Origin of the sequence: Streptomyces collinus (genome assembly GCF_031348265.1) — a bacterium.
Classification (GTDB): domain Bacteria; phylum Actinomycetota; class Actinomycetes; order Streptomycetales; family Streptomycetaceae; genus Streptomyces; species Streptomyces collinus.
In genome coordinates this window covers 7,271,199-7,294,824 of the sequence record NZ_CP133771.1, presented here as the reverse complement: position 1 = coordinate 7,294,824, position 23,626 = coordinate 7,271,199, and the positions used below count along the sequence as shown (strand labels likewise).

General features: G+C 72.7%; 20 protein-coding genes. 5 read left to right on the top strand and 15 right to left on the bottom strand.

The window, feature by feature from the left end:
* Positions 1-3: 3 nt before the first annotated feature.
* Positions 4-1,359 (bottom strand): hypothetical protein, encoded by a 1,356-nt coding sequence (locus RFN52_RS32900; RefSeq protein ID WP_184851751.1) that lies wholly within the window; start codon positions 1,357-1,359, stop codon positions 4-6.
* Positions 1,360-1,413: 54 nt separating this feature from the next.
* Complete coding sequence (locus RFN52_RS32895) at positions 1,414-2,076, bottom strand: HdeD family acid-resistance protein (protein WP_184851749.1); 663 nt, start codon at positions 2,074-2,076, stop codon at positions 1,414-1,416.
* Between the two features lie 166 nt (positions 2,077-2,242).
* Here RFN52_RS32895 and RFN52_RS32890 point away from each other — a divergent pair, with 166 nt between their 5' ends.
* Positions 2,243-2,872, top strand: a complete 630-nt coding sequence (locus RFN52_RS32890) for a potassium channel family protein (protein ID WP_184851747.1) — start codon at positions 2,243-2,245, stop codon at positions 2,870-2,872.
* A gap of 3 nt (positions 2,873-2,875) precedes the next feature.
* Positions 2,876-4,285, top strand: coding sequence for a DUF2252 domain-containing protein (locus RFN52_RS32885; RefSeq protein WP_184851745.1), 1,410 nt, complete (start codon positions 2,876-2,878; stop codon positions 4,283-4,285).
* 39 nt (positions 4,286-4,324) lie between these two features.
* Here RFN52_RS32885 and RFN52_RS32880 read toward each other — a convergent pair whose 3' ends face one another.
* The 4 genes from RFN52_RS32880 to RFN52_RS32865 form a co-directional block, all read right to left on the bottom strand.
* Entirely contained in the window at positions 4,325-4,522 is a 198-nt protein-coding gene (locus tag RFN52_RS32880; protein ID WP_062930072.1) for a DUF8691 family protein, read from the bottom strand.
* A gap of 127 nt (positions 4,523-4,649) precedes the next feature.
* Positions 4,650-5,168, bottom strand: coding sequence for a hypothetical protein (locus RFN52_RS32875; protein WP_184851743.1), 519 nt, complete (start codon positions 5,166-5,168; stop codon positions 4,650-4,652).
* On the bottom strand, positions 5,168-6,814 hold the full coding sequence (locus RFN52_RS32870) for an MFS transporter (RefSeq protein WP_184851741.1): 1,647 nt from the start codon (positions 6,812-6,814) through the stop codon (positions 5,168-5,170). Before RFN52_RS32870 ends, RFN52_RS32875 begins: the two co-directional genes overlap by 1 nt.
* Before the next feature lie 75 nt (positions 6,815-6,889).
* Entirely contained in the window at positions 6,890-9,559 is a 2,670-nt protein-coding gene (locus RFN52_RS32865; RefSeq protein WP_184851739.1) for a winged helix-turn-helix domain-containing protein, read from the bottom strand.
* A 266-nt stretch (positions 9,560-9,825) separates the two neighbouring features.
* Here RFN52_RS32865 and RFN52_RS32860 point away from each other — a divergent pair, with 266 nt between their 5' ends.
* The gene (locus RFN52_RS32860) at positions 9,826-10,659 is read left to right on the top strand and encodes a class II glutamine amidotransferase (protein WP_184851737.1); all 834 of its coding nucleotides are present in this window, start codon (positions 9,826-9,828) and stop codon (positions 10,657-10,659) included.
* 18 nt (positions 10,660-10,677) lie between these two features.
* Here the strand turns inward: RFN52_RS32860 and RFN52_RS32855 are convergent, their stop codons facing one another.
* The 4 genes from RFN52_RS32855 to RFN52_RS32840 all read right to left on the bottom strand — a co-directional run bounded on the left by RFN52_RS32855 (position 10,678) and on the right by RFN52_RS32840 (position 15,587).
* Entirely contained in the window at positions 10,678-11,187 is a 510-nt protein-coding gene (locus RFN52_RS32855; protein ID WP_184851735.1) for an O-acetyl-ADP-ribose deacetylase, read from the bottom strand.
* Complete coding sequence (locus RFN52_RS32850) at positions 11,184-12,593, bottom strand: phytoene desaturase family protein (RefSeq protein WP_184851733.1); 1,410 nt, start codon at positions 12,591-12,593, stop codon at positions 11,184-11,186. Before RFN52_RS32850 ends, RFN52_RS32855 begins: the two co-directional genes overlap by 4 nt.
* Before the next feature lie 179 nt (positions 12,594-12,772).
* The gene (locus tag RFN52_RS32845; RefSeq protein WP_184851731.1) at positions 12,773-13,618 is read right to left on the bottom strand and encodes an inositol monophosphatase family protein; all 846 of its coding nucleotides are present in this window, start codon (positions 13,616-13,618) and stop codon (positions 12,773-12,775) included.
* Between the two features lie 142 nt (positions 13,619-13,760).
* A complete protein-coding gene (locus tag RFN52_RS32840; RefSeq protein ID WP_184851729.1) occupies positions 13,761-15,587 on the bottom strand; it encodes a gamma-glutamyltransferase family protein in 1,827 nt (608 codons plus the stop codon).
* A 182-nt stretch (positions 15,588-15,769) separates the two neighbouring features.
* Here RFN52_RS32840 and RFN52_RS32835 point away from each other — a divergent pair, with 182 nt between their 5' ends.
* A complete protein-coding gene (locus RFN52_RS32835) occupies positions 15,770-15,928 on the top strand; it encodes a hypothetical protein (protein ID WP_184851727.1) in 159 nt (52 codons plus the stop codon).
* A gap of 231 nt (positions 15,929-16,159) precedes the next feature.
* The gene (locus RFN52_RS32830) at positions 16,160-16,828 is read left to right on the top strand and encodes a hypothetical protein (protein WP_184851724.1); all 669 of its coding nucleotides are present in this window, start codon (positions 16,160-16,162) and stop codon (positions 16,826-16,828) included.
* Between the two features lie 26 nt (positions 16,829-16,854).
* On the opposite strand, the gene RFN52_RS32825 is transcribed toward RFN52_RS32830, so the two are convergent.
* The 5 genes from RFN52_RS32825 to RFN52_RS32805 all read right to left on the bottom strand — a co-directional run bounded on the left by RFN52_RS32825 (position 16,855) and on the right by RFN52_RS32805 (position 23,604).
* A complete protein-coding gene (locus RFN52_RS32825; RefSeq protein ID WP_184851723.1) occupies positions 16,855-18,375 on the bottom strand; it encodes an NCS1 family nucleobase:cation symporter-1 in 1,521 nt (506 codons plus the stop codon).
* 148 nt (positions 18,376-18,523) lie between these two features.
* Entirely contained in the window at positions 18,524-19,546 is a 1,023-nt protein-coding gene (locus tag RFN52_RS32820; protein WP_184851721.1) for a TIGR03842 family LLM class F420-dependent oxidoreductase, read from the bottom strand.
* A gap of 11 nt (positions 19,547-19,557) precedes the next feature.
* Positions 19,558-20,961, bottom strand: coding sequence for a dihydropyrimidinase (hydA, locus tag RFN52_RS32815; protein WP_184851719.1), 1,404 nt, complete (start codon positions 20,959-20,961; stop codon positions 19,558-19,560).
* A 79-nt stretch (positions 20,962-21,040) separates the two neighbouring features.
* Positions 21,041-21,883 carry a nitrilase-related carbon-nitrogen hydrolase gene (locus tag RFN52_RS32810; protein WP_184851717.1) on the bottom strand — a complete coding sequence of 281 codons (843 nt, stop codon included), beginning with the start codon at positions 21,881-21,883 and terminating at the stop codon, positions 21,041-21,043.
* Between the two features lie 155 nt (positions 21,884-22,038).
* Complete coding sequence (locus RFN52_RS32805; protein ID WP_184851715.1) at positions 22,039-23,604, bottom strand: PucR family transcriptional regulator; 1,566 nt, start codon at positions 23,602-23,604, stop codon at positions 22,039-22,041.
* Positions 23,605-23,626 lie beyond the last annotated feature (22 nt).

Genomic DNA, 23,626 nt, shown 5'->3' with positions numbered 1-23,626 from the left:
GACTCATGGCGCCGCGGCCGGGCCGGTTCCCGTCGCGGCCGGGTGCTGCGCGGCGGCGGCGAGCGTCTCCAGGACGATCAGTACGACGACGACCAGGCCTGCCACGAGCGCGACCGCGCCGACCGTGGGGTGGTTCCACAGGACGAGGGCCAGGACGCCCGCGCCGATGACGATGCCGGTGGTCCACGAGCGGTGCTCGGCCAGGGCGAGGCCGGCGGACCCGGTGCGCATCCCGGCGCGGGACAGGCTCCGGCCGGCGGCCGAGGTGCCCCGGCGGGCGATGTTCCGTACGGCCCGGGCCCCGCGCCCGGGGCCGTAGAGGTACGCGGCCAGCGCGGTGATCACGGCGACGACCAGAAGGGTGCGGGTGCTGTCGCGCAGGAAGCGGACGAAGGTGTCGTAGATCGCCGCGGCGGCGTCGGGCGGCAGGGTCGCGCTCGGCACGGCGTCCAGGTAGGCCCGCCGCAGCAGGGCGAGTGCCACCAGCAGCACGGCCATCATCACGCCGACGCCCACAGCCGTGACCAGCAGCATCAGCCGGTGCCGGGGAGCGGCCCACACAGCGAGGGCGGCCAGGGCGACGGTCAGCACGGGCAGCCAGGCGCCCATGATGTTCAGCAGCCGCATCCCGTCCTGGGCCTTGCTCAGTTCCTCGGCCTGGAAGAGCGTGATGGTCCGCTCGGTGTCCGGGATGGCCGCGGCCTTCTCGAAGCCCGCGTCGACGAGACGCTGCCGTACCTCGTCGACCACCTGCCCGAGGTCGAGTTGCACGGTGTCGCCCTCGGCGCGGAGCGCGCCTTCGCGCTCTCCGGTGAGCATGCTCACCACGGCCGCGTGCGCGCGCCGGTTGGCGCCCTCCCACGCCTGCGCGAAGACATCGCTGGTCACGACGCGGCTGATGGTCCGGTCCACGACGTCGCGGACAGCGGAGCGCAAGGGCTCCGTGAGGGACTCGGAGGCCTCCACCACACGGGGCGGTGCCCCGGCGTCCGCCAAGGTCGTCGCGAGCGCCTCCGTCACCGCCTCGACGTCCACCTCCGCCACCACGCGCGCGGTCAGCCGGTCGGTCACCACGTCCTGGACCGCCGGGTCCGAGGCGAGCGGTGCCACGGTCTGCACGTACCGGCCCGTGTCCGAGACCTGGTCGTCCACCCAGGCGGCGGCGACCGACAGCGGAGCCAGCAGCAGGGCCAGGACGAGCAGCACACCGGCGCCCGAGTAGCGCAGCCGGCGGTGACGGACCCCTGCGTGACGGCGCAGCCGTTCGTACTCGGCTTGTTCTTCCGTGCTCAGCAAGCGCCCCGGTCCCCCGTCTCCTCCGGCGGGAGGTGACGGGACGGGACCGTCGGTCGGGGCCATGGCTGCTCCTCGAAGTGCGGTGACCGGCCTTGCGCCGTCACGTGTCCCGCCGGCTCAGGCGTTCCCGGTGGAGCCGTGCGGACCGGCGGCGGGCGATCCGCGCAGCGCCGCCCGCCACGCGAACGCGAGCCCGGCCTCGGCCAGTCCGAGCAGGACGAGCCACAGGCCGAGCAGCCGGGTCAGCGCGCGGGCCGACTCCGCGGGCAGGGCCAGCACCACGATGCCCGCGACGATGCCCAGCACCGCGGCGCCGAGGAGGAAGCCGCGGTGCGGCAGGTCCCGGGCGGCGAGGGCGGTGTAGAGCGTGAGGATGCCGGACACCAGCCAGACCAGGCCGACGATCAGCGACAGCGCGGTGATGGTCTGCAGCGGATTCCTCAGGCACAGCACTCCGGCCAGCACGTAGAGCACCGCCAGGAGCAGGCTGGGCAGGCGGTGGCCCTGCTCCTGCCGGGCAAAGGTCGCGACGAAGCGGAACGCCCCGGCCGCCAGCAGGTACAGGCCCATCAGCACCGCCACGACGTGCAGGGTGGCCTCGGGCCAGACCAGGAGCAGGACGCCCGGCACGAGGGTCGCCACCGCCGAGGCGAGGATCCACGTCCAGGAGCGTCCGAGGGCCGCCAGCACCTGGGCGGGGTCGCCCGCGGTGCCGTACGCCGTCCCCGGGGGCCCGGACGCGGCGCCGGTACGTGGCCCCTGGCTCGGTGACGTGGCCATGGCTCCTCCTCATCGGCGGTCCGCGCATCCGCGGGAGCGCTCCTGCCGAGCAGCGTCGCGCGCGGCGTCGGCCGCCGGATCACCCCCGGCGGGTGATCCCCTCCCGGCCTCGCCGGGGTGAGGTGGTAAGGACCCCATGTGCCGGCACAGGAGCACGAGACACGAGATGAACGATCCAGCGGTTGCCCGGACCGAGTCCGCCCGGCTCCGGCAGAAGCAGGACCAGGAGCAGGAACAGGAGCGAGAACGGCGTCGGCGGCCGCGGCGACGCGCGACGGCCGCGGTCCTCGTGCGTGCGGCGCTCATCGCGACCGGTCTCGTCACCGTCTACTACGTGCTGCCTCTGGACGGGCGGAGCACGAGCCGCACCTCGGCCCTGCTCGCCTGCGGTCTGCTGCTGGTCTTCGTGATCTTCTGGTGGGAGGTGCGGGCCATCGCGAACTCGCCCTACCCGCGGCTGAAGGCCGTCGAGGCCCTGGCCGCCACGCTGGTCCTCTTCCTGCTGCTCTTCGCGGGCACCTACTACCTGCTGGAGCACTCCACCCCGGGTTCGTTCAGCGAACCGCTGACCAAGACGGACTCCCTGTACTTCACGCTCACCACGTTCACCACGGTCGGATACGGGGACGTCACTCCCCGCACCCAGACGGGCCGCGTACTGACGATGGTTCAGATGGTGGGCGGGCTGCTGCTGGTGGGCGTTGCCGCACGGATCCTGGCCGGCGCAGTGCAGGCGGGCCTGCGCCGCCGGGGACGGGAACCCTCGGACGACTTCGCCTCGCGGCCGGAGGACTGAGACATGACCGTACCGGGCCCCCTCACCACCTACCTGTCGCCGGCCGAGCGAGCGGCCGAGGGGCGGAACGTGCGACGGCACGTCCCCCGCTCCTCCCACGGCTTCTTCGACGCGGGTCCGCAGCGCTTCGACCCGGTCGAGGTGCTGGAACGTCAGTCTGCGACCCGTGTACCGGAGTTGGTGCCGATCCGCTACGCCCGCATGCTGGAGTCCCCGTTCCGCTTCTACCGGGGCGCGGCGGCCATCATGGCGGCGGACCTCGGGGCCGCCGCGGACACCGGGCTGCGGGTGCAGCTCTGCGGCGACGCCCATCTGCTGAACTTCCGGCTGCTGGCCTCGCCGGAGCGCCATCTGGTGTTCGACATCAACGACTTCGACGAGACCCTGGCCGGGCCGTTCGAATGGGACGTCAAGCGGCTCGCGGCCAGTTTCGCCATCGCGGGCCGGGCCAACGGTTTCGAGACCGAGGAGCAGAACCAGGTCGTGGAGACGTGCGTACGGGCCTACCGGCAGCGGATGCGGGAGTTCGCCGGCATGCGCACCCTGGACATCTGGTACGCGCAGGACGACGCCGACCGGCTGCGGGAGCTGATGGCCGCGTCGATGGCCAAGGAGGCGAGGCGCCGTACCGCCGAGGCGACGGCGAAGGCCAGGACCCGCACCCACCTCCAGGCCTTCGCGAAACTCACCCGGGTCACGGACGAAGGCCGGCGGATCGCCCCCGACCCGCCCCTGATCACGCCGCTGCGCGACCTGGTGGACGACTCCGCGCCGCACGGGCAGGAGAAGGAGCTGCGCGCCGTCCTGGAGGGATACGTGCGGACCCTGTCGTCCGAGCGCCGGCATCTGCTGCGCCGCTACCGGCTGGTCGACATCGCCCGCAAGGTGGTGGGTGTCGGCAGCGTCGGCACCCGCTGCTGGATCGTGCTGCTGCTCGGCCGGGACGACGACGATCCGCTGCTGCTCCAGGCCAAGGAGGCACAGGCGTCGGTACTCGCCGACCACACCGACGGCATCCGCTACGACAACGAGGGCCGCCGCGTGGTGGCGGGCCAGCGGCTGATCCAGACGACCAGCGACATCCTCCTCGGCTGGACGCACGCCGTGGGCCTCGACGGGCACGAGCGGGACTTCTACGTACGTCAGCTGCGCGACTGGAAGGGCATCGCCCGGCCGGAGACGATGGACCCGGTCCTGCTGCGGCTGTTCGCCGGGCTGTGCGGGGCGAGTCTGGCGAGGGCCCATGCCCGCTCGGGCGATCCCATAGCCATCGGGGCCTACCTCGGCGGCGGGAACGGCTTCGATCGCGCGCTCACCGCGTTCGCGCAGTCCTACGCCGACCGGAACGAGCGGGACTTCGCCGCGCTGGGCGCCGCCGCCCGGTCCGGCAGGATTCGGACGGCGGCCTCGTGAGCCGGTCACTCCCGTGAGCCGGTCACTCCCGTGAGCCGGTCACTCCGGCAACTGGCGCATCTCCACGACCCTGAGCCCCAGCGACTGGAAACGGGTCAGCAGCCCGTACAGGTGGGCCTCGTCCACGACCGGGCCGTACAGCAGCGTCTGCCCGGACACCACCACGTGATCCAGTTCCGGGAAGACTTTCGCCAGTGTCTCCGACATCTGTCCGGCGATGCGGATCTCATAGCGCATGAGCTGCTCTCCCGCGGGCGGCCCGAGAGGGGGAGGCGCGCCCTTCCCTATCGATGGTCCGCTTCGGCGAACCGTGCGCCCTCACCCGGCGCAGGTGAACCTCCGCCCGCGACGCGCGGGGCCCGTGTCAGTGCTTGAGGACGAACTTGAAGGCGATGATCAGCAAACCGAGCGACAGGTTCACCGCCGCCGACGCGGCCAGCTGCCCCCGGGAGGCACCGGCCCGGACCGCCGCGGCCACCGACCAGCCGACCTGCTCCGCCACCGCCACGGCGAGCGCCAGCCACACGGCGCCCTGCACGTCCAGGCCCAGCAGCGGGCTGACGGCGACGGCGGCGGCCGGCGGGCCCGCGGCCTGCAGGATCGGCCACTCCTCGCGGCACACGTGCAGGACGGTCGCGCGGTCGACGGTCCGCCGCGACAGCCGCGCTCCGAACAACTGCGCGTGCACGTGCGCCAGCCAGAAGACCGCGCCGGTCAGCACGAGGAGCAGCACCAGTTCCAGCCGGGGCAGCGACCCCAGGGTTCCGGCACCGATCACCACCGAGGCGGCGAGCATGGCCCCGTAGACGCCGCCGGTGTAGTCGGCGTGGGCCCGGCGCTCCACGCCCTGTGCCTTGCGCGGGGCACCGCGGTCCGTGGCCATCAGCCGTCTGCCTCTCCGCCGGCCCGGCGGCCCGCGGGCCCGGTCGTGGCAGCCGGGCCGGGCCGCTGCGCGGAGCTCTGTCGCGCGGTCGGCAGATGCGAGGTGACCAGGAAACTGGCGAGGGTGATCCCGCCGGTGGCGAGGACGGCCGCCTTCAGTCCGTCGAGCTGGGCCGCCGCGTAGGAGTCCGTCACCGCCTCGACCTCCGCGGGCGGCAGACCGGCCCGCTCGGCCGCGGAACGGACCTGGTCCGTGGACACGAAGCTGACCCCGGCCTCCAGGGCGATGCCGGTCTGTCTGCGGGCCTCGTCCGACAGCCGGGGGTCGGCCTCGACCTGGCTGCTGAAGGCGTGCACCAGGGCTCCGATGAGCAGCGACCCGATGAGCGCGGTGCCCAGCGCGGAGCCCAGGTTCTGGGCCGTGAACTGGAGCCCGCCCGCCTCGCTGCGCTCCTCCTCGCCGACGCCCGACTGGACGACGTTGCCCAGCTGTGAGGCGAGCAGGCCCATGCCCACGCCCAGCACGGCCATGGCCCCGGCGAACTGTGCGTCGTCGATGGCCGGGTCGATCGTCGCCAGCAGCCACACGATCGCTCCCGCGAGGGTCAGCAGAGCCAGCCGCACCACCGGGCGCGGACCCGCCGACCGGCCGAGCCGTGCGGCGAAGAGGGAGGTCGCGAGCATGGTGAGGGACACCGGGAGCAGGCGCAGGCCGGTCTCGAACGCGTCGAAGCCCTGCACCACCTGCAGGTACAGCGGGATCGTGAAGAACAGCCCCAGCAGGATGAGGTTCTGGCTCACCAGCATCAGCAGGCCCGACCGCAGGACGGGTCTGCCCAGCAGCGACAGGTGCACCAGGGCGTCGGATCCCCGGGCGTCGCGCCGTCGCTCCCAGCGCACGAAGCCGTACAGGACCAGAGCTCCGGCGCCGACGACGAACAGAGTCGGGGCGAAGCCCAGGACGGTGAAGGGCGGGTTGCGCGGCTGCACCCAGCCCCAGGTGCTGCTCTGGAGCACGCCGAGCACGCACAGGGCGAGGCCGGTGGCCGACAGCACCGCGCCCACGCCGTCGAGCCGGGGCCGCGGGTCCTTCGGGGCCGTCCGGGGGATCAGCCGGCGGAAGAGCAGCACGACCACGACGACCAGGACCTCGCCCGCGAAGACCAGACGCCACGTGAGGTACGTCGTCATCCAGCCGCCCAGCAGCGGCCCCACCGCGATACCGGCTCCGGCTAGGCCGCCTATCACGCCGTAGGCGACGGCCCGGTCCCGTCCCCGGTAGGACTCGGCGACGAGTGCCGCCATGGACGGCAGGACCATGGCGGCGCCGAGCCCCTCGATCACCGACCAGCCCAGGGCGAGGACCCACAGGCTGGGCGCCACGGCGGTCAGTGCCGATCCCGTGCCGTAGACCACCAGCCCGAGGAGGAACATGCGCCGGCGTCCCAGGACGTCCCCGAGGCGTCCGCCGACCATCATGAACGCCGCCATGACCAGGGCGTACAGGGTGATGACCGCCTGGATGGCGGTGACCTCGGTGTCGAAGTCGTCGACCAGTTGGCTGATCGACACGTTCATGACCGAGGTGTCCAGCACCATCAGGAACTGGGCGGTGCCGAGGACGAGCAGGGTGCGCCAGCGTGTCACCCGTCCATCGCAGCCGCGGAGCGGCCGTCGCGCCTCACCCTCCCCGGGCGAGAGTGGCGGGACCGGGCCACGCGGTCACAGGATCCGGGCGTCGCGGGCGCGGCGCACCGCGTCGCCGCGGCGGCTCACCGCGAGCTTGCGGTAGATGCTCTTGAGGTGGGTCTTCACGGTGTTCACGGACACGTGGAGGTCGGCCGCGATCTCCTCCGTCGACCTCATCTCGGCCAGTCTGCACAGCACATCGTGTTCGCGCGCGCTCAGTTCCTCGACGACGAGCGCGGGCGGCTGGGGCTGTGCCGCGGGTGCGGGGCGGCCGTGCCCGGCTGCGGGGACGAGCCAGCCGCCCGCCAGCTCCCGCAGACGGCCGGTGCTCAGCAGCGGGCGGATCCAGGGGCCGCATTCCAGGAACGGCAGGCGCAGCTGCTCGCGCCGGCCGTCCAGGAGGGCTCGCCCGACCAGGCGGTGGGCGGCGGTGTGGTCGCCGAGCTCGTGGGCGGCCTGGGCGCGGACCAGCGTGGCCCGGACAGTCACCGCCGGCCCGGGCCGGTCGGTCTCCGGCAGGCGGTCGAGCATGTCGAGCGCTTCTTCCGGGTGGCCTGCCGCGAGCCGTGCCCGGGCGGCTTGCACGGCGCAGGCGGCCCGGCGGTCGGCCACCCGCTCCACGGCCTTGCGGGCCGACTCGGGATGCCCCTGGGCCAGGTGGGCGGCCGAGGCGAGGGCGGCGGCGTGGTCCTCGGCCCAGGGTGAGCTCATGACGGCCGGGACGATCGCGTCCGCCGCCGCGAGCGCGGCCCGGGCGTCTCCCCTGGCCAGGAGCAGCCGGCCCCGGGTGAGCACCCGGCCCGCTTCCTCGACGGGATCCGCTACGCGCGGGTGGGAGGCGGCGGCCTCGTCGAGAAGCGCTTGCGCCTCGTCGAGTTCGTCGCGGTCGATGAGGACGGCGGCCCGGACCAGGGTGCCGAGGCCGGCCCCGGACCGCTGCGGGAGGCTGTACCGCTGTGCCTGGCCGGCCGCCGCCAGGGCCTTGTGCTCCGCCCGGCCGAGCCAGCCGTTCAAGTAGTCGATCAGCGCCAGGTGGCCCAGAGCCTCCCAGCGGGGCAGCGCCATGGCCGCTCCGCCGGGGCGTCCGGCAACGGCCGACAGGACGTTCCGGGCGTCCTCGAAGCGCCCGGCCCACAGACGGGCGGAGCCCAGGTGGGTGAGCAGCAGGGCGTTCAGCTCCGGGTGCTCGTCGAGCAGATGCCCGGGAACCTCCGGCCTGAGGGCCGAGGCCTGCTCCGCGGCGCGCTCCGCCCTGCCCGGGGTTCCGGTCAGTCGCGCTGCCAGCGCCTCCAGCAGGGCGCAGGTGAGCCCGGCCGCCGCCGGGTCCGTCGCGCCGTCCCGGGCCAGCTCCTCCTCGGCCCGGTGCAGGTGCGCCAGGCCGTGTTCGACATCGCGGCCGGCCAGCTCGCGGGCGGCTCGGACGAGGTCCGGGGCCGGGCCCCTGACGTCGGGGCCCATCCGCTCGAACAGCGCGGACAGGTCGTCGGAGCGCAGGCCGGTGAACAGCTGCCCGAGGGCGAGGTCGTCGACCACGGCCCGTGCGGTGAACTCCCAGTCGTCGGCCGCCGCGCCCTGGGCGAGCGCTTCGGGCAGGGCTCCCGAGCGCCGCAGCCACTGGGCCGCCCGGCTGCGCAGTTCCGGCTCCAGGCCGGGGAAGCGCTCGCGCAGGTGGGCGCGGAGGATCTCGGCGAACAGGGGATGCAGGCTGTACCACGAGTGCCCGAGGTAGTGGACGAAGGCGTTCTCGCGCTGCAGCGCGGCCAGGATGGGCTCCGCGTCCGTGCGCTGTGTCAGCACGTTGACCAGGTCGGGGCAGCAGCGCTCCAGAACACTGATGCGCAGCAGCAGGTCCTGTGTGTCGGGTGCCTGCCGGTCGAGCACCTCGGCCAGCAGGAAGTCGGCCACCGCGCTGTGGTCCGCCTCGAACTGCTTCAGGTAGGTGTGCGGGTCCGTGCCCTGCAGGGCGGCCAGCGCACAGAGCCTGAGACCCGCGGCCCATCCCCGGGTCCGTTCGACCAGGGCCTGCACGGCGCTCGCGGACAGGTGCAGGCCGTGCCGGGTCAGAAGCTCGTGGGCCTCGTCGGGGGTGAAGGCCAGTTCGGCGTCCCGGATCTCCGTCATCTCGCCCGAAGCACGGTAGCGGTGCAGCGGCAGCAGGGCTTCGGTGCGGGTGACCAGGACCAGACGCAGGCCCTGCCCGGCGTGGTGCAGGACGAACTCCAGCTGCTCGGCGATCTCGCGGGAGACCACGCGGTCGAACTCGTCGAGGACGACGACCGTGGGATGGTCCCTGCCTTCGAGACCGGCGGCGAGCCGGGTGAGCGTCCGCTGGTCCACGCGGCCCGCCTCGGCGGGGCTGCCGACCTCGCTCGCCACCGGCACGCCGGCCGCGCGCAGAGCTTGCAGCACGTGGGCCCAGAAGACGCCGGGGGCCTGATCGGTGCTCTCGGCGGTGAGCCAGGCGACCGGGTGGCGCAGCCCGGACGCCCAGTCGGCGACCAGGAGCGTCTTGCCCGCGCCGGCCGACCCGTTGACCATCGTCAGGGGTGTCCCCAGGGCCTGGTCGAGGTGACCGGTCAGGCGCGGCCTGCGCACGAAGGTGGCGGGCCTGGCCGGCAGGGCGAACCGGGTGCGCAGCAGCGGGTCGCCGGTGGGGTCGGCACACGCGAACCCCGCCTCCGGCATCTCGTCTGCAGCGGCCATGGGGCTCACCCCCGCCTGCCGTCCGTCGGTCGGCCCTGACCTGGCGATCGTCTCGCTCAGCATCTCAGTGTTCGCCCTCCCGCGCACACCCTGGCCCGGGCCGGGGTGTGCGCGGGAGACCACCCGTGGCGGGCGATGCGGCGCCGCCGCGGCCGGAGTCTCCTTGAGTCACGCACCGCCGCCCGGCGTGCGGGGCGCATCGGCGACGATCATCCAGAGCAGGCCGCCCGGCACGGCCGGGGCGGCCCGGAACGGGAGTACGGACCATGTGCCGCTGGCTCGCCTACTCGGGCACCCCCGTGCTGCTCGACGACGTCCTCTACCGCCCCGAGCACTCGCTGATCGACCAGAGCCTGCACGCGCGGATGGGGGTCGAGACCACCAACGGCGACGGCTTCGGCGTCGGCTGGTACGCGTGGCATCTGCGCACCCCGGCCGTCATCCGCGACACGGGTCCGGCCTGGAGCAACCGCAATCTGCGGGAGATCGCCGACCACGTCCGCTCGTCGCTGTTCTTCGCCCATGTGCGGGCCTCGACCGGGACCGCCGTGCAGCAGACCAACTGCCACCCCTTCCGGCACGGACGCTGGATGTGGATGCACAACGGAGCGATCACCGGGTTCTCCGCGATGCGCCGGGATCTGATGATGTCGATAGCGCCGGAGCTGTTCCCTTCTCTGGAGGGCACGACGGATTCCGAGGTGATGTTCCACGTGGCCCTCACTCTCGGTCTCGACGGCGATCCGCCGAGCGCGGTGGCCCGGATGGCGGGGCTCGTCGAGCGGCTCGGTCACGAGAACGGGGTACCGGAGCCGCTCCAGATGACGGTCGCGGTGACCGACGGCGAGCGGGTGTGGTTCTTCCGGTACTCCAGTGGCGGGGCCTCGCGCTCGCTGTACTACAGCAGCCGGGTGGAGGACGTGCGTGCCCTGCACCCCGATCTCGCCTTCCTGAACCACATCTCGGACGAGACCCGGCTGGTGGTGTCGGAACCGCTGGGCGATCTTCCGGGGGTGTGGAACACCGTTCCGGAGAACAGCTACGGCGTGGTCCAGCCCGGCCGGGACCTGCTGCGGCACTTCGAGCCCGAGCCCGTCTGAGCGCTGCCGTGCCGCGGATCAGTGCAGATGCGCGGCGAACGCCTCGTACGCGGGCCGGTCGAAGAGGACGAACCTGACCTCCTCGACCGTCGTGTCGGCCGCCCGTACGGTCTCGATCGCGATGCGGGCGCCGTCGTCCATCGGCCAGCCGTAGACGCCGGTGGAGATGGCGGGGAACGCGACGCTGCGGGCGCCGAGTTCACCGGCGACGCGGAGCGACTCGCGGTAGCAGGAGGCGAGGAGGGCGGAGCGGTCCTCACTCGCGCTGAACACCGGGCCGACCGTGTGGACGACCCAGCGGGCGTCCAGGTCGCCCGCGGTGGTGGCGACCGCCCGGCCGGTGGGCAGGCCCTTGCCGAGGTGCGCCGCGCGGAGCCTGCGGCAGTCCTCCAGGATGGCGGGGCCGCCGCGGCGGTGGATCGCCCCGTCGACCCCTCCCCCGCCCAGCAGCGAGGAGTTGGCCGCGTTGACGATCGCGTCGACGCTCTCGCGGGTGATGTCGCCCTGGACCAGTTCGACGGCCGTCATATCTGCCTCAGTCTCTTCCAGACGGCCTTCGCCGCGTTGTGCCCCGACATGCCGTGCACTCCGGGGCCCGGCGGGGTCGCCGACGAGCAGATGAAAACGGCCGGATGCGGGGTGTTGTAGGGGAACAGGGTGGCCCTGGGACGCAGCAGCAGCTGGAGGCCGGAGGCGGCGCCGGAGGCGATGTCGCCGCCGACGTAGTTGGCGTTGCGGGCGGCGAGTTCGGGCGGGCCGGCCGTGGCGCGCGCCAGGACGCGGTCGCGGAACCCCGGGGCGAAGCGCTCCAGTTGGCGCTCGATGGTGTCGGTGAGGTCGCCGGTCCAGCCGTGCGGGACATGCCCGTAGGCCCAGAAGACGTGCTTGCCCGCCGGGGCCCGGGTGGGGTCGACGACGCTCGGCTGGACCGTGATCAGGAACGGCCTGTCGGGGGCCCGGCCTTCCCGGGACACCGCGCTCAGGGCCGCGCCGATCTCCGCGCTGCTCGCGCCGACCTGTACCGTGCCGGCGGCGCGGGCCTCCTTCGCGGTCCAGGGCACGGGGCCGTCCAGCGCGTAGTCGACCTTGAAGACGCCCGGGCCGTAGCGGTAGCCGGCGTAGTGGTTGCCGAAGCCGGCGATGCGGGCCAGGGCGGTGGGCGAGGTGTCGAAGACATACGCCCGGGCCGGCGGCAGGTCGTCCAGGCGCTTGACCTCGTAGTCGGTGTGGACGCTGCCGCCGAGGTCCTTCAGGTAGGCGGCGAGGGCGTCGGAGAGGGACTGGGAGCCGCCGCGGGCGACGGGCCAGCCGCGGGCGTGCGCCGCGAGGGCGAAGACCAGGCCGATGGCGCCGGTGGCGAAGCCGCCGAGCGGTGCCATGACGTGGGCGACGAGCCCGGAGAACAGGGCCTTGGCCGGTTCGTCGCGGAAGCGGCGCATCAGCAGGGTCGAGGGGGGCAGCCCGGCCAGGCCGAAGCGGGCGAGGGTCAGCGGGTCGCGGGGCAGGGCGGTCATCGGCAGGGACATGAAGTCCCGGGCGAGGGTGTCCCACTTGGGCAGGAAGGGCTCGATGAGCCTGCGGTACGCGCCGGCGTCGCGCGGGCCGAAGGAGGCGGCTGTCTCGCCGACCGTGCGGGCCAGGACGGCCGCCGTGCCGTCCGGGAAGGGGTGCGCCATGGGCAGCTCGGCGTGCAGCCACTCCAGGCCGTACCGCTCCAGCGGCAGGGCGCGGAAGGCCGGGGAGTTGATGGCGAGCGGGTGGGCCGCGGAGCACGGGTCGTGCCGGAAGCCGGGGAGGGTGAGCTCCTCGGTGCGGGCTCCGCCGCCCACGGTGCTGCGGGCTTCGAAGACGGCGACGGAGAAGCCGCGGCGGGCCAGCTCCACGGCCGCGGTCAGTCCGTTCGGCCCCGCACCCACTACGACGGCATCGAGCATCGACGGCACCTCTGACCCCTTCGTCAGCCGACGGCCACTGGGGATCAGGATATGCCCGGGGACTGACAGTCACCGGCCGCCGGTGATTTCCGGTGCGGAAGACCGCTTTGCGGCGACCGAAACCCCTCGCGTGCGCACACTGCGTAGCCAGTTGTGTGCACCACGCAATGGGATGCCGCTCAGGCCCCGCCCGACAGCAGGTTCACCACCCGGCGGGCCGTGGCCGCGTCGCGGGCGGCGGTGAAGGGCAGGGCGTTGCCGCCGGCGATGCGGAACGGCTCGCCCGTGAGCGTCAGGTGGGTGCCGCCGGCCTCCTCGACCAGCAGCAGACCGGCCGCGTGGTCCCAGGCGGCTTCCCAGGAGAACGCCACCGCGTCCGACTCGCCGCGGGCGATGGCGAGATACTCCAGTCCGGCCGAGCCGCACGGGCGCGGTGCCACGCCGTCGGCGCCCAGGCCGAGCAGGGCGTGCTTCTCCTCGTCCGTCGTGTAGTCGGGGTGGGAGGTGGCCACGCGCAGGTCCCGGCCGGGCTCCGGTGCTCCGGCGAACAGCCGCTCCCCGTCGAGGTGGGCGCCCTTGCCCCGCTGGGCGGTGGCGAGCCGGTCGCGGGCGGGCGCGTACGTCCAGGACGCGAGCAGGGTGCCGCGGTGAGCCAGGGCGACCAGGGTGCAGAACCCGGCCTCGCCGCGGACGAACTGGCGTGTCCCGTCGACCGGGTCGACGATCCAGACCGGCGCGTCACCGCGTATCGCCCCGTACGACGCCGGGTTGGCGTGGACCGCCTCCTCGCCGACCACGACCGACCCGGGCAGCAGGGCGACCAGCGCCTCGGTGAGGTACAGCTCGGCCTTGCGGTCGGCGTCGGTCACCAGGTCGTGCGGGCCGCTCTTCTGGTCGACCTCGTGCGCGGCCAGCCGGCGCCAGCGGGGCATGATCTCGGAGGCGGCCGCCTTGCGGATCGCCTCTTCGACGTCGGAGGCGTGCTGTGCGAGAAACTCTTCGATGGTTTCGTTGCTGTCGATCACCCCTCCATGACAACACGTGCCACTGACACGGCGCGCCCGCCCGGTGCACGGCGGGTGGCGTCGCGATGAACAGCGGGGCGTCCGGGCGCGGCCGGACGGCGGTGCGTATCGCGGGTTCGCACTCCGCCGACCGCCCGGCGGGTCACCGGCCCACCGCGTATCCCTGCATCCCGCGCGGGTTCGCCGCGGCCGACAGGACGCCCGTCTCCGGGTCGCGCGCGACCGCGCACAGCCTGCCTTCCGACCAGGGGCCGCCCACGGTCACGTCGTGGCCGCGGCGCCGCAGTTCCCCGACGACGGCCGGGTCGGTGCGGGACTCCACGGTGACACTGCCCGGGCGCATGCCGCGCGGGTAGAAGGAGCCGGGGAAGCTGTCGTTGTGCCAGTTCGGGGCGTCGATGGCGCCCTGGAGGTCGAGGCCGCCGCGCACGTGGGCGCGCAGCGCGACCGCGAGGAAGAAGTGCAACTGCCACTGGTCCTGCTGATCACCGCCGGGCGTGCCGAACGCCATGACGGGCACGCCGTCACGCAGGGCGATCGAGGGCGTCAGGGTGGTGCGCGGGCGGCGGCCGGGGGTCAGTGAGCCCGGCAGGCCCTCCTCCAGCCAGGTCATCTGGAGCCGGGTGCCGAGCGGGAAGCCGAGTTCGGGCACGACGGGGTTGGACTGGAGCCAGCCGCCGCTGGGCGTGGCCGAGACCATGTTGCCCCAGCGGTCGACGACGTCGAGGTGGCAGGTGTCGCCGCGGGTGGTCCCGTCGGCGAGGATCTCCGGTTCGCCCGGCACGGGGGACGCCGGGCTCTTGGCGACGGTCGGTTCGCCGGCCCCCAGGGCGTCGGAGCCCACCTGTGCGGCTGCGGCCACGCGCGCGTGCGCGCACAGGCGCGGGGTGCGTCCGCCGGGGCTGCCGGGCCGCAGGTCGTTCTCGGCCCGCTCGCCGACGAGGGCTCGGCGGGCCGTGTTGTACGGGGCGGACAGCAGGTCGTCGAGCGGTACGTCGGCGGCGTCCCCGTACCAGGCCTCCCGGTCGGCCATGGCGAGCTTGCAGTTCTCCACCAGGAGGTGGACGTAGTCGGCCGAACCGTACGGGGGCAGTTCGGTTGGGAGCAGGGCGAGTTGCTGGAGGAGGACGGGGCCCTGGCTCCAGGGGCCGGGCTTGCACACGGTCCAGCCGTTCCAGTCGTACGTCGCCGGTGTCTCGTATGTCGCGGACCAGGCGGCGAGGTCGGCGGCCGTGAGGGTGCCGGTGTGCCGCCGGCCGCTGGTGTCCTTGGTCGGGCGGCCGGCCTGGCGGACGAGGGCGTCGGCGATGAACCCGCCGCGCCACACCTGCCGGGCGGCCTCGATCCGCGCCTCCCTGTCGCCCGCGCCGGCGGTCTCGGCCAGCAACCGCTTCCAGGTGGCGGCGAGTGCGGGGTTGGCGAAGAGCTCGCCGGGGCGCGGTGCCTTGCCGCCGGGCAGGTAGACGTCCGCCGACGAGGTCCACTCCGTCTCGAACAGCTCGCGCACGGTCTCGACGGTCTCGCCGACGCGCTCCACGGGCGCGTGGCCGTGCTCGGCGTAGCCGATGGCGTACTTCAGGACGTCTTCGAGGGTCAGGGTGCCGTGGTCGCGCAGCAGCAGCATCCAGGCGTCGAACGCGCCCGGTACGGCGGCCGCGAGCGGCCCGGTGCCGGGGACGAGGTCCAGGCCGAGGCCCCGGTAGTGCGCGACGGTCGCCCCGGCCGGTGCGACGCCCTGCCCGCACAGCACCCGCACCTCACCGCCGGCCGGGGCGAGCAGGATCGGCACCTCGCCCGCGGGGCCGTTGAGGTGCGGCTCGACGACGTGCAGCACGAAGGCGCCCGCCACGGCCGCGTCGTAGGCGTTGCCGCCGTTCTCCAGGACGGCCATCGCGGACTGCGAGGCCAGCCAGTGGGTCGAGGAGACCATGCCGAAGGTGCCCTGGAGGGTGGGGCGGGTGGTGAACATGGGGTCTCTCACCTCGGGGTAGGCAGGACAGGTGCCAGGGAGAATCCCGGGGGGTCGGCGCCGGGGACCTCCTCCGCTTCCCCAGAAGGCTATCGATCGCCCTGCGCCCCCTCTTCCGCGCCTCCGTTCGGCGCGGGCAACCGGTGCACGATCCCCCGGCATGGGAGCCGAGGTGGGGGCCGGTGCCCGCCGGTTCGAGGGACGGAGGGCTCGGCATCGCGGCACGCGTTCGCCACAGTTTCGAGGCGTACCACCCCGTCGCGGCGGGCGGTACGGACGTACGGCGCTTCACGGACGTCCACGACCTCTCGCTGTTCCTCCGGGAGGGTCCGGGGCGCTGAGGCGCACGCCACCCGTCCCCCTCCCCTGGCCGAGATCCTGGAAAAACCTCGGGTAAACCGCCCACCGCCTGCTGAATCGCCCGATTTCCGGGCGGTGGAAAGGGGTGTCCCGTCACCGCGCAGCCACGGAGCGAGTTCACACTTCCGCACCACAGACACTCGTGTGAGACTGTCGTTCCGTCCGCCGTGCGGACCCGCTCCGCACCTTCCGTCCCCCACGAGAAGGGCGCCGTGCGTTCCCTACCTCTGCCCCTCGCCCTGACCGCCCGCCTGTCCCCAGTGGTGGTGCTCGCCGCGGCGGGCTGGGCGCTGTCGTCCGGTCCGCTCGCCGCGCCGCAGGCCGCCGAGCACAAGCCGGCCGAGGAGAAGACCGAGACACAGTCCGCGTCCGCCCCGTCGACGTCGACGGTGTCGAAGGCGTACTCGGCCGCGCCCGCCCCGTGCGAGAGCGTCGCCAAGAAGACGATCGAGTCGCTGGTGCCGGGCGCCAAGACGGCCGGCAAGGAGATCCCGTCCACGGACTCGGAGCTGCGCCGCACCTGCTCCTGGAACGCGCTCAAGGGCTACGACTACCGCTGGCTCGACGTCTCCTACGAGGTCATGGAGTCGGACGAGGCCGCGCAGAAGTCGTACGAGGAGCACACCGGGAAGAAGAGCGGCGGCGGGGCCGTTCCCGGCCTGGGCGACAGCGCGTACTCCGTCGTGAACCTGGTGACCGAGGACAAGCAGGAGACCCGCGAGGGCGTCGTGATCGCCCGCGCCTCCAACGCGCTGGTGATGATCACCTACAACGGCAGTGACTTCGAGTCGAAGAAGGCGCCCAGCACGGACACGATCAACAAGGGCGCCATCAAGGCCGCGAAGGAAGCGGTGGCCGCGCTGGAGAGCGACAAGGGCTGAGCGGCCCTCCAGCGCGCCCGCCTTCCTCACACGGTGCTGCGGCGGCGCGTCGCCATCAGCACCAGGTACAGGACCATCGACGTGCCCAGGCCCACCGCCCAGCCGTAGTCGGCCAGATCGGCCAGCGCCGGGATGGGACGGCCGTCGATCAGCGGCTTGAAGCTCGCGCCTCCGACGGCGAGGACACCGCCGACCGCGAAGGCGACGACGGCCCGCCAGTTCCAGCCGCCCTCGTACCAGTAGCGCCCGCCCGGGCGGTACAGGTCGGCGAGGTCGAGCCGGGCACGGCGCAGGATCCAGTAGTCGGCGATGAGGATGCCCGCGACGGTGCCGAGCAGGCCGCCGACCAGGCCCAGCCAGGTGAAGATGTAGCCCTGCGGGTCGGAGTAGAGCTTCCACGGGAAGATCAGCACCCCGAGGACGCAGGTGGCGAGGGCTCCGGCCCGGAAACTGATCCTGCGGGGCGCGATGTTGGAGAAGTCGAACGCCGGTGAGACCAGGTTGGCCGCGACGTTGACGGAGAGCGTCGCCACCAGCACGGTGACCAGCGCGAAGAGCAGGCCGACCGTGCTGTCGGTCTTGGCGGCGAGCTGCACCGGGTCCCAGATGGCCTCGCCGTAGACGGCCTGGCTGCCGGAGGTGACCATCACGGACAGGAACGCGAAGAGCGTCATGGTGGTCGGCAGGCCGAGGGCCTGGCCCCACGTCTGCGCCTTCTGGCTCCTGCCGTAGCGGGTGAAGTCGGGGATGTTCAGCGACAGCGTGGACCAGAAACCGATCATGCCCATGAGGGCGGGGGCGAACAGCTTCCAGAAGTCCGGGCCCCAGCCGAGCTTGGAGGGCTGGTCGAGCAGCGGGCCGAAGCCGCCCGCCTTGTCGCTCATCCACCACAGCATCACGAACGCCCCGACGAGCACGAAGGGCGCCGCCCAGTTCTCGAAGCGGCGGATGGTCTCCATGCCCCGGTAGATGATGACGACCTGCAGCGCCCAGAAGATCGCGAACGACAGCCACATCGTCCAGGCGTAGCCGCCGACCTTCGCGGCGTCCGTCCAGCCGGTGCCGATGAGCTTGCCGGCCAGGAAGTAGATCGCCTCGCCGCCGATCCAGGTCTGGATGCCGAACCAGCCGCACGCCACCAACGCCCGCACGACGGCGGGCAGGTTGGCGCCGCGGATGCCGAAGGAGGCGCGGGCGAAGACCGGGAAGGGAATGCCGTACTTGGGTCCGGCGTGCCCGGTGAGCAGCATCGGTATCAGCACGATGACGTTGGCCAGGGCGATGGTGAGCACCGCCTGCTTCCAGTCCATGCCGACGGCGATGAGTCCGGAGGCCAGGGTCCAGGAAGCGGTGTTGTGGGCCATGCCGACCCACAGCGCGGAGAAGTTGTAGGTGGTCCAGGTGCGCTTCTCGACCGGGACCGGCAGCAGGTCCTCGTTGGCGTAGGGGCCGGTCGGTGCGGGGGCGCCCGGGGCGATCTCCACCCGGCCGTCGGCGAGGGTGACTTGGGTGGGCGGCGGTGGGGCCGTGGGAGCGGTATCGGTCATGGGCCGGGCCAATCAGGGGAGGTGGGACGGGAAAGGCCGTGCGGTGGCGCCGATGGGGGGGTGCGCTCCGGGTGCACCGGGGAGCGTCCTGGGCCCCCTTCCCGAGCCGCTGGGAAGGGGGAGTTCTCAGGGGGTGGGGCAGCGGGGGTCAGCCGTTGACGGCCGGGATCACCCGCGATCCGTAGGCCTCGATCACGGCCTCCTGCGCGTCGTGCATGTCGTAGACGGCGAACTGGTCCACGCCGAGCGCGCGCAGCGCCTCCAGCTTCTCGATGTGCTTCTCGACCGGGCCGATCAGGCAGAACCGGTCGACGATCTCGTCGGGCACGAACTGGGTGTCCGGGTTGCCGGCGCGGCCGTGGTGGGAGTAGTCGTAGCCCTCGCGCGCCTTGATGTAGTCGGTGAGTTCCTCGGGGACGGCGGCCGAGTGCTCGCCGTACTTGGAGACCAGGTCGGCCACGTGGTTGCCGACCATGCCGCCGAACCAGCGGCACTGCTCGCGCGCGTGGGCGAGCGCCTCGGGCGAGTCGTCCTCCGTGACGTACGCCGGTGCGGCCACGCAGACGGTCACCTCGGCGGGGTCCCGGCCCGCGGCGACGGCGGCGTCCTTCACGGCCTTGACCATGTACTCGGTGAGATAGAGGTCGGCCAGCTGGAGGATGAACCCGTCCGCCTCCTCACCGGTCATCTTCAGGGCCTTGGGGCCGTACGCGGCCATCCACACGGGCAGTTCGGCGCCCGGCTTGATCCAGGGGAACCGGACGACGGTGCCGCCGCCGAGGTCGGCCTCCCGTCCGCTGCCGAGGTCCCGGATGACCTTCATGGCCTCGCTGATCCGGGCCAGGGTGTTGGGCTTGCGGCCGGCCACGCGCATCGCGGAGTCGCCGCGGCCGATGCCGCAGACCGTGCGGTTGCCGAACATGTCGTTGAGGGTGGCGAAGGTGGAGGCGGTGACCTCCCAGGTGCGGGTGCCCGGGTTGGTCACCATCGGCCCGACCTTCAGGGTCGTGGTGTTGGCGAGGATCTGGCTGTAGATCACGAACGGTTCCTGCCACAGCACGGCGGAGTCGAAGGTCCAGCCGTAGGCGAAGCCGTTGCGTTCCGCCCGCTTCATCAGGCTGATCACCCGCGAGGCCGGCGGGTCGGCCTGCAGGACGAGTCCGAAGTCCATCTGCGCCACTCCTAGTTGAGGTACTGACAGGTGGATCGCGGGGTGAACACGCCGTGCCCGGCGTGCCCGGTGTACTCCCGCTCGGTGATGACGGGTTCGCCGCGCGAGAGGACCGTCTCGACCCGGCCGGTGGTGCGTTTGCCCTCGTACGCCGAGTAGTCGACGTTCATGTGGTGCGTCTCGGCGGACATGACCTGCTCGGCATGCGGGTCGTAGATGACGACGTCGGCGTCGGCGCCCGGCGCGATGGTCCCCTTCTTCGGGTACAGGCCGAACATCCGGGCCGGGGACGCGCAGGCGATCTCGATCCAGCGGCGGCGGGAGATGTGCCCGTCGAGGACGGCCTGGTGGAGCAGGTCCATACGGTTCTCGACGCCCGGCAGGCCGTTGGGGATCTTGGAGAAGTCGCCGCGGCCGAGTTCCTTCTGGCCCACGAAGCAGAAGGGGCAGTGGTCGGTGGAGACGACCTGGAGGTCGTTGGTGCGCAGGCCCCGCCACAGTGCGGCCTGGTGTTCCTTCGGCCGCAGGGGTGTGCTGCACACGTACTTGGCACCCTCGAAGTCCGGCTCGGCGAGGTTGTCGGTGGACAGGAACAGGTACTGCGGGCAGGTCTCGCCGAAGACGGGCAGCCCGTCGTCGCGGGCCCGGGCCAGCTCGGCGACCGCCTCCGTCGCCGAGACGTGCACGACGTACAAGGGCGCCCCCGCCACCTGCGCGAGCTTGATGGCGCGGTGGGTGGCCTCGGCCTCCAGCAGGGCCTTGCGGACCTCGCCGTGGTAGCGCGGGTCGGTCTCGCCCCGGGCCAGGGCCTGCTCGACCAGGACGTCGATCGCGATGCCGTTCTCGGCGTGCATCATGATCAGGCCGCCGTTGTCGGCGGAGCGCTGCATGGCGCGCAGGATCTGGCCGTCGTCGCTGTAGAAGACGCCCGGGTACGCCATGAACTGCTTGAAGGAGGTGACGCCCTCCTCGACCAGGTGGTCCATCTCCTTGAGGGTGTGCTCGTTGACGTCGGAGACGATCATGTGGAAGCCGTAGTCGACGGCGCAGTTGCCGTCGGCCTTGGCGTGCCAGGCGTCGAGTCCCTCGCGCAGGCTGTGGCCGACACTCTGCACGGCGAAGTCGATGATCGTCGTCGTGCCGCCCCAGGCGGCGGCCCGGGTGCCGGTCTCGAAGGTGTCGGAGGCGAAGGTGCCGCCGAAGGGGAGCTCCATGTGGGTGTGGGCGTCGACGCCGCCGGGGATGACGTACTTTCCGGTGGCGTCGATGGTGCGGTCTGCGGTGAAGGCCTGCGCCGCCGGGGTGTTGGACGCGGCGAGGGCGGCGATGCGGCCGTCCTCGATCAGGACGTCGGCGTGGATCTCGTCGGATGCGGTGATGACGAGGCCGCCGCGGATGACGGTTCGGGTGCTCATGCTCTGTCGCTCCTCGCCGTGTGGACGTGCCGGTTGTGTGTGGCTGGTCGCGCAGTTCCCCGCGCCCCTGCCGGGGCGCTCACGGAGCTGTCAGTGGTCCGTACGCCCCCGGTGCGCGGTCCCGGTAGAACTGCCAGCGGTCGCGGACCTCGCGGAGTTTGGCCATGTCCAGGTCCCTCACCACCAGTTCGGGCTCCTTGTCGCTGGCCACCTCGCCGACGAACTGGGCCTCCGGGTCCACGAAGTACGAGGTGCCGTAGAAGTCGTTGTCGCCGTACTCCTCGACGCCGACCCGGTTGATCGCGCCGACGAAGTACTCGTTGGCGACGGCCGCCGCCGGCTGTTCCAGCTGCCAGAGGTAGCCGGACAGGCCGCGGGAGGTCGCCGACGGGTTGAAGACGATCTCGGCACCCGCGAGGCCGAGCGCGCGCCAGCCCTCGGGGAAGTGGCGGTCGTAGCAGATGTACACGCCGACCCGGCCGACCTTGGTGTCGAAGACGGGCCAGCCGCTGTTGCCGGGGCGGAAGTAGAACTTCTCCCAGAAGCCCCGCACTTGCGGGATGTGGGTCTTGCGGTACTTGCCGAGGTAGGAGCCGTCCGCGTCGATCACGGCGGCGGTGTTGTAGAGGACGCCGGGCTGCTCCTCCTCGTACATCGGCAGCACCAGGACGATGCCCAGCTCCTTCGCGAGGGCCTGGAAGCGGCGGACGATGGGGCCCTCGGGGATCTGCTCGGCGTACTCGTAGAAGGCCGGGTCCTGGACCTGGCAGAAGTACGGGCCGTAGAACAGCTCCTGGAAGCACAGGACGTGAGCGCCCTGCGCGGCCGCGTCGCGGACCGCCTGTTCGTGGACCTGGATCATCGATTCCTTGTCGCCCGTCCAGGCGGTCTGGAAGACGGCGGCGCGGATCACTCGGCTCATCGGGACCTCCGGTCGCTCGGTGTGCCGTGAGCCTAGGGAGGGCGAAGGGCGTCTTTGAGTTGCAGCGTGTCACGTCCGAGGGCGTGCGGCGTGCCACCGTGTCACTCTTTTGCTGACCCATGTTTCACCGCCGTTTTCCCAGGTGGTCGCGTGTTTCACTGCTGTTGCGCGTCGTGCGCGAGGAGTGCGATGTGCACCGAGGCGGCCTGCTCGAAGTCGTCGAGGTCCACCCCGAGGCGGGCCTGTATGGACTCCAGGCGGCGATAGAGGGCCGGCCGGGAGACATGGTGGAGCTGGGCGGTGCGGGACTTGTTGCGGCCGGTGGCGAGGTAGGTGCGCAGCACCGACAGCAGGTCCTCGTCGGTCTCGCGCAGCAGCCCGTCCAGCTCCCGCTCCGCGAAGGACTGCACGTGCGGGTCGTCGCGCAGCAGCCGGATCAGGCCCCGCAGGTGGACGTCCTTGAGGCGCACGACCGGCGGGAGGTCGAGGACGGCGCAGGAGTCGGCCACGGCGTCCGCGACGTGCTGGGCCTCGCGCAGTCCGGTGGGTACGTCGTCCCAGGCGGCGCGGGGTTCGGCCGCGGCCACGACGGTGTGCTCCGGGCCGGTCTCGGTGCGCAGCCGGGTCGCGAAATGCACGGCGAGGGCGCCCGCGTCCTGGTCCCGGGGCAGGCTGAGCAGCACGGCGGTGGCCCCGTCGGCGAGTTCGGCGACCAGCCCGGGCAGGCCCAGCAGCCGCAGGAGGCGTTCGAGGCGGGCGGGGTCGCCGTCGCGGACGACGAGCGGCACGAAGGTGCGCCGGTTGACCGGCAGCCCGGCCGCGCGGGCCCGGGGCAGCAGTTGCCGTGCCGGTACGACGCCGCTGACCAGGTCGGTCAGCAGGCTCTGCGCGGACTGCTCCTCCCAGGAGCAGGCGGCGCCGCCGGCGAGCATGCGGTGCAGGACGAGGGCCTCGGCGGCGCGGTCGGCCAGCAGCCGTCCGGTGGCGGTGTCGCCCCGGTAGCCGCACAGCACGATCCGGCCCCAGCGCTCCCCGCGCCCGCCCAGTTCGGCCCGGATCCAGCCGTCGCCCTCGACGCCGCCGGCCTGCCGGGCGATGCGCTCCCAGTCGCGCAGCACGTCGTCCACCGCGGGCCGCTCCCCCGCCGTGCCGAGGACACGATGGGCGAGGTTGGTGACGACGACCGGGCAGGCGCTGTGCCGGGCGACTTCGTCGAGCAGCCGTTGCAGCGGGGCGCCGGCGGTGATGAGGGCGGTGAGTTCGGTGCGGACGGCCTCGGAGAGGCTGACGGCGGCGAACTTGCGGCGCACCAGCCGCGACTGGACCTCCTCGGTCAGTTCGGCGAAGGGGAACGGCCGGTGCAGGACGACCATCGGCAGTCCGCACCGCTCGGCCGCCCGGCGCATCACGTCCGGCGCCGCGGGGAAGGCGCGGCCGAGTCCGAGGACGACGGCGGCGGCCTCCGCGCGGTGCAGCGACCGGACGTACTCGGCCTGCTTGTCCTCGTCGCCGGCGAGCAGCACTCCGGTGGTGAGGACCATCTCGCCGCCGGTGAGCATCACTCCGACGTCGGCGGCCTCGGCGACGTGCACCCAGCGCACGGGCCGGTCGAGGTGCTGCGCGCCGGCCACCACCTCGGGCTCCCCGGCGAGCACCCGCTCCAGGGTGAGGACCTGCCGGACCGACAGGGCGGGCTCCAGGGAATCCAGGGTGATGGTCATGATGGCGGGCCCCTTGCTCAGT

Coding starts and splice junctions, on each gene's coding strand:
- RFN52_RS32850 (WP_184851733.1), bottom strand. CDS start 12,593: ATGCTCGATGCCGTCGTAGTGGGTGCGGGGCCGAACGGACTGACCGCG.
- RFN52_RS32840 (WP_184851729.1), bottom strand. CDS start 15,587: ATGTTCACCACCCGCCCCACCCTCCAGGGCACCTTCGGCATGGTCTCC.
- RFN52_RS32855 (WP_184851735.1), bottom strand. CDS start 11,187: ATGACGGCCGTCGAACTGGTCCAGGGCGACATCACCCGCGAGAGCGTC.
- RFN52_RS32895 (WP_184851749.1), bottom strand. CDS start 2,076: ATGGCCACGTCACCGAGCCAGGGGCCACGTACCGGCGCCGCGTCCGGG.
- RFN52_RS32900 (WP_184851751.1), bottom strand. CDS start 1,359: ATGGCCCCGACCGACGGTCCCGTCCCGTCACCTCCCGCCGGAGGAGAC.
- hydA (WP_184851719.1), bottom strand. CDS start 20,961: ATGAGCACCCGAACCGTCATCCGCGGCGGCCTCGTCATCACCGCATCC.
- RFN52_RS32880 (WP_062930072.1), bottom strand. CDS start 4,522: ATGCGCTATGAGATCCGCATCGCCGGACAGATGTCGGAGACACTGGCG.
- RFN52_RS32865 (WP_184851739.1), bottom strand. CDS start 9,559: ATGGCCGCTGCAGACGAGATGCCGGAGGCGGGGTTCGCGTGTGCCGAC.
- RFN52_RS32810 (WP_184851717.1), bottom strand. CDS start 21,883: ATGAGCCGAGTGATCCGCGCCGCCGTCTTCCAGACCGCCTGGACGGGC.
- RFN52_RS32885 (WP_184851745.1), top strand. CDS start 2,876: ATGACCGTACCGGGCCCCCTCACCACCTACCTGTCGCCGGCCGAGCGA.
- RFN52_RS32805 (WP_184851715.1), bottom strand. CDS start 23,604: ATGACCATCACCCTGGATTCCCTGGAGCCCGCCCTGTCGGTCCGGCAG.
- RFN52_RS32860 (WP_184851737.1), top strand. CDS start 9,826: ATGTGCCGCTGGCTCGCCTACTCGGGCACCCCCGTGCTGCTCGACGAC.
- RFN52_RS32820 (WP_184851721.1), bottom strand. CDS start 19,546: ATGGACTTCGGACTCGTCCTGCAGGCCGACCCGCCGGCCTCGCGGGTG.
- RFN52_RS32890 (WP_184851747.1), top strand. CDS start 2,243: ATGAACGATCCAGCGGTTGCCCGGACCGAGTCCGCCCGGCTCCGGCAG.
- RFN52_RS32825 (WP_184851723.1), bottom strand. CDS start 18,375: ATGACCGATACCGCTCCCACGGCCCCACCGCCGCCCACCCAAGTCACC.
- RFN52_RS32875 (WP_184851743.1), bottom strand. CDS start 5,168: ATGGCCACGGACCGCGGTGCCCCGCGCAAGGCACAGGGCGTGGAGCGC.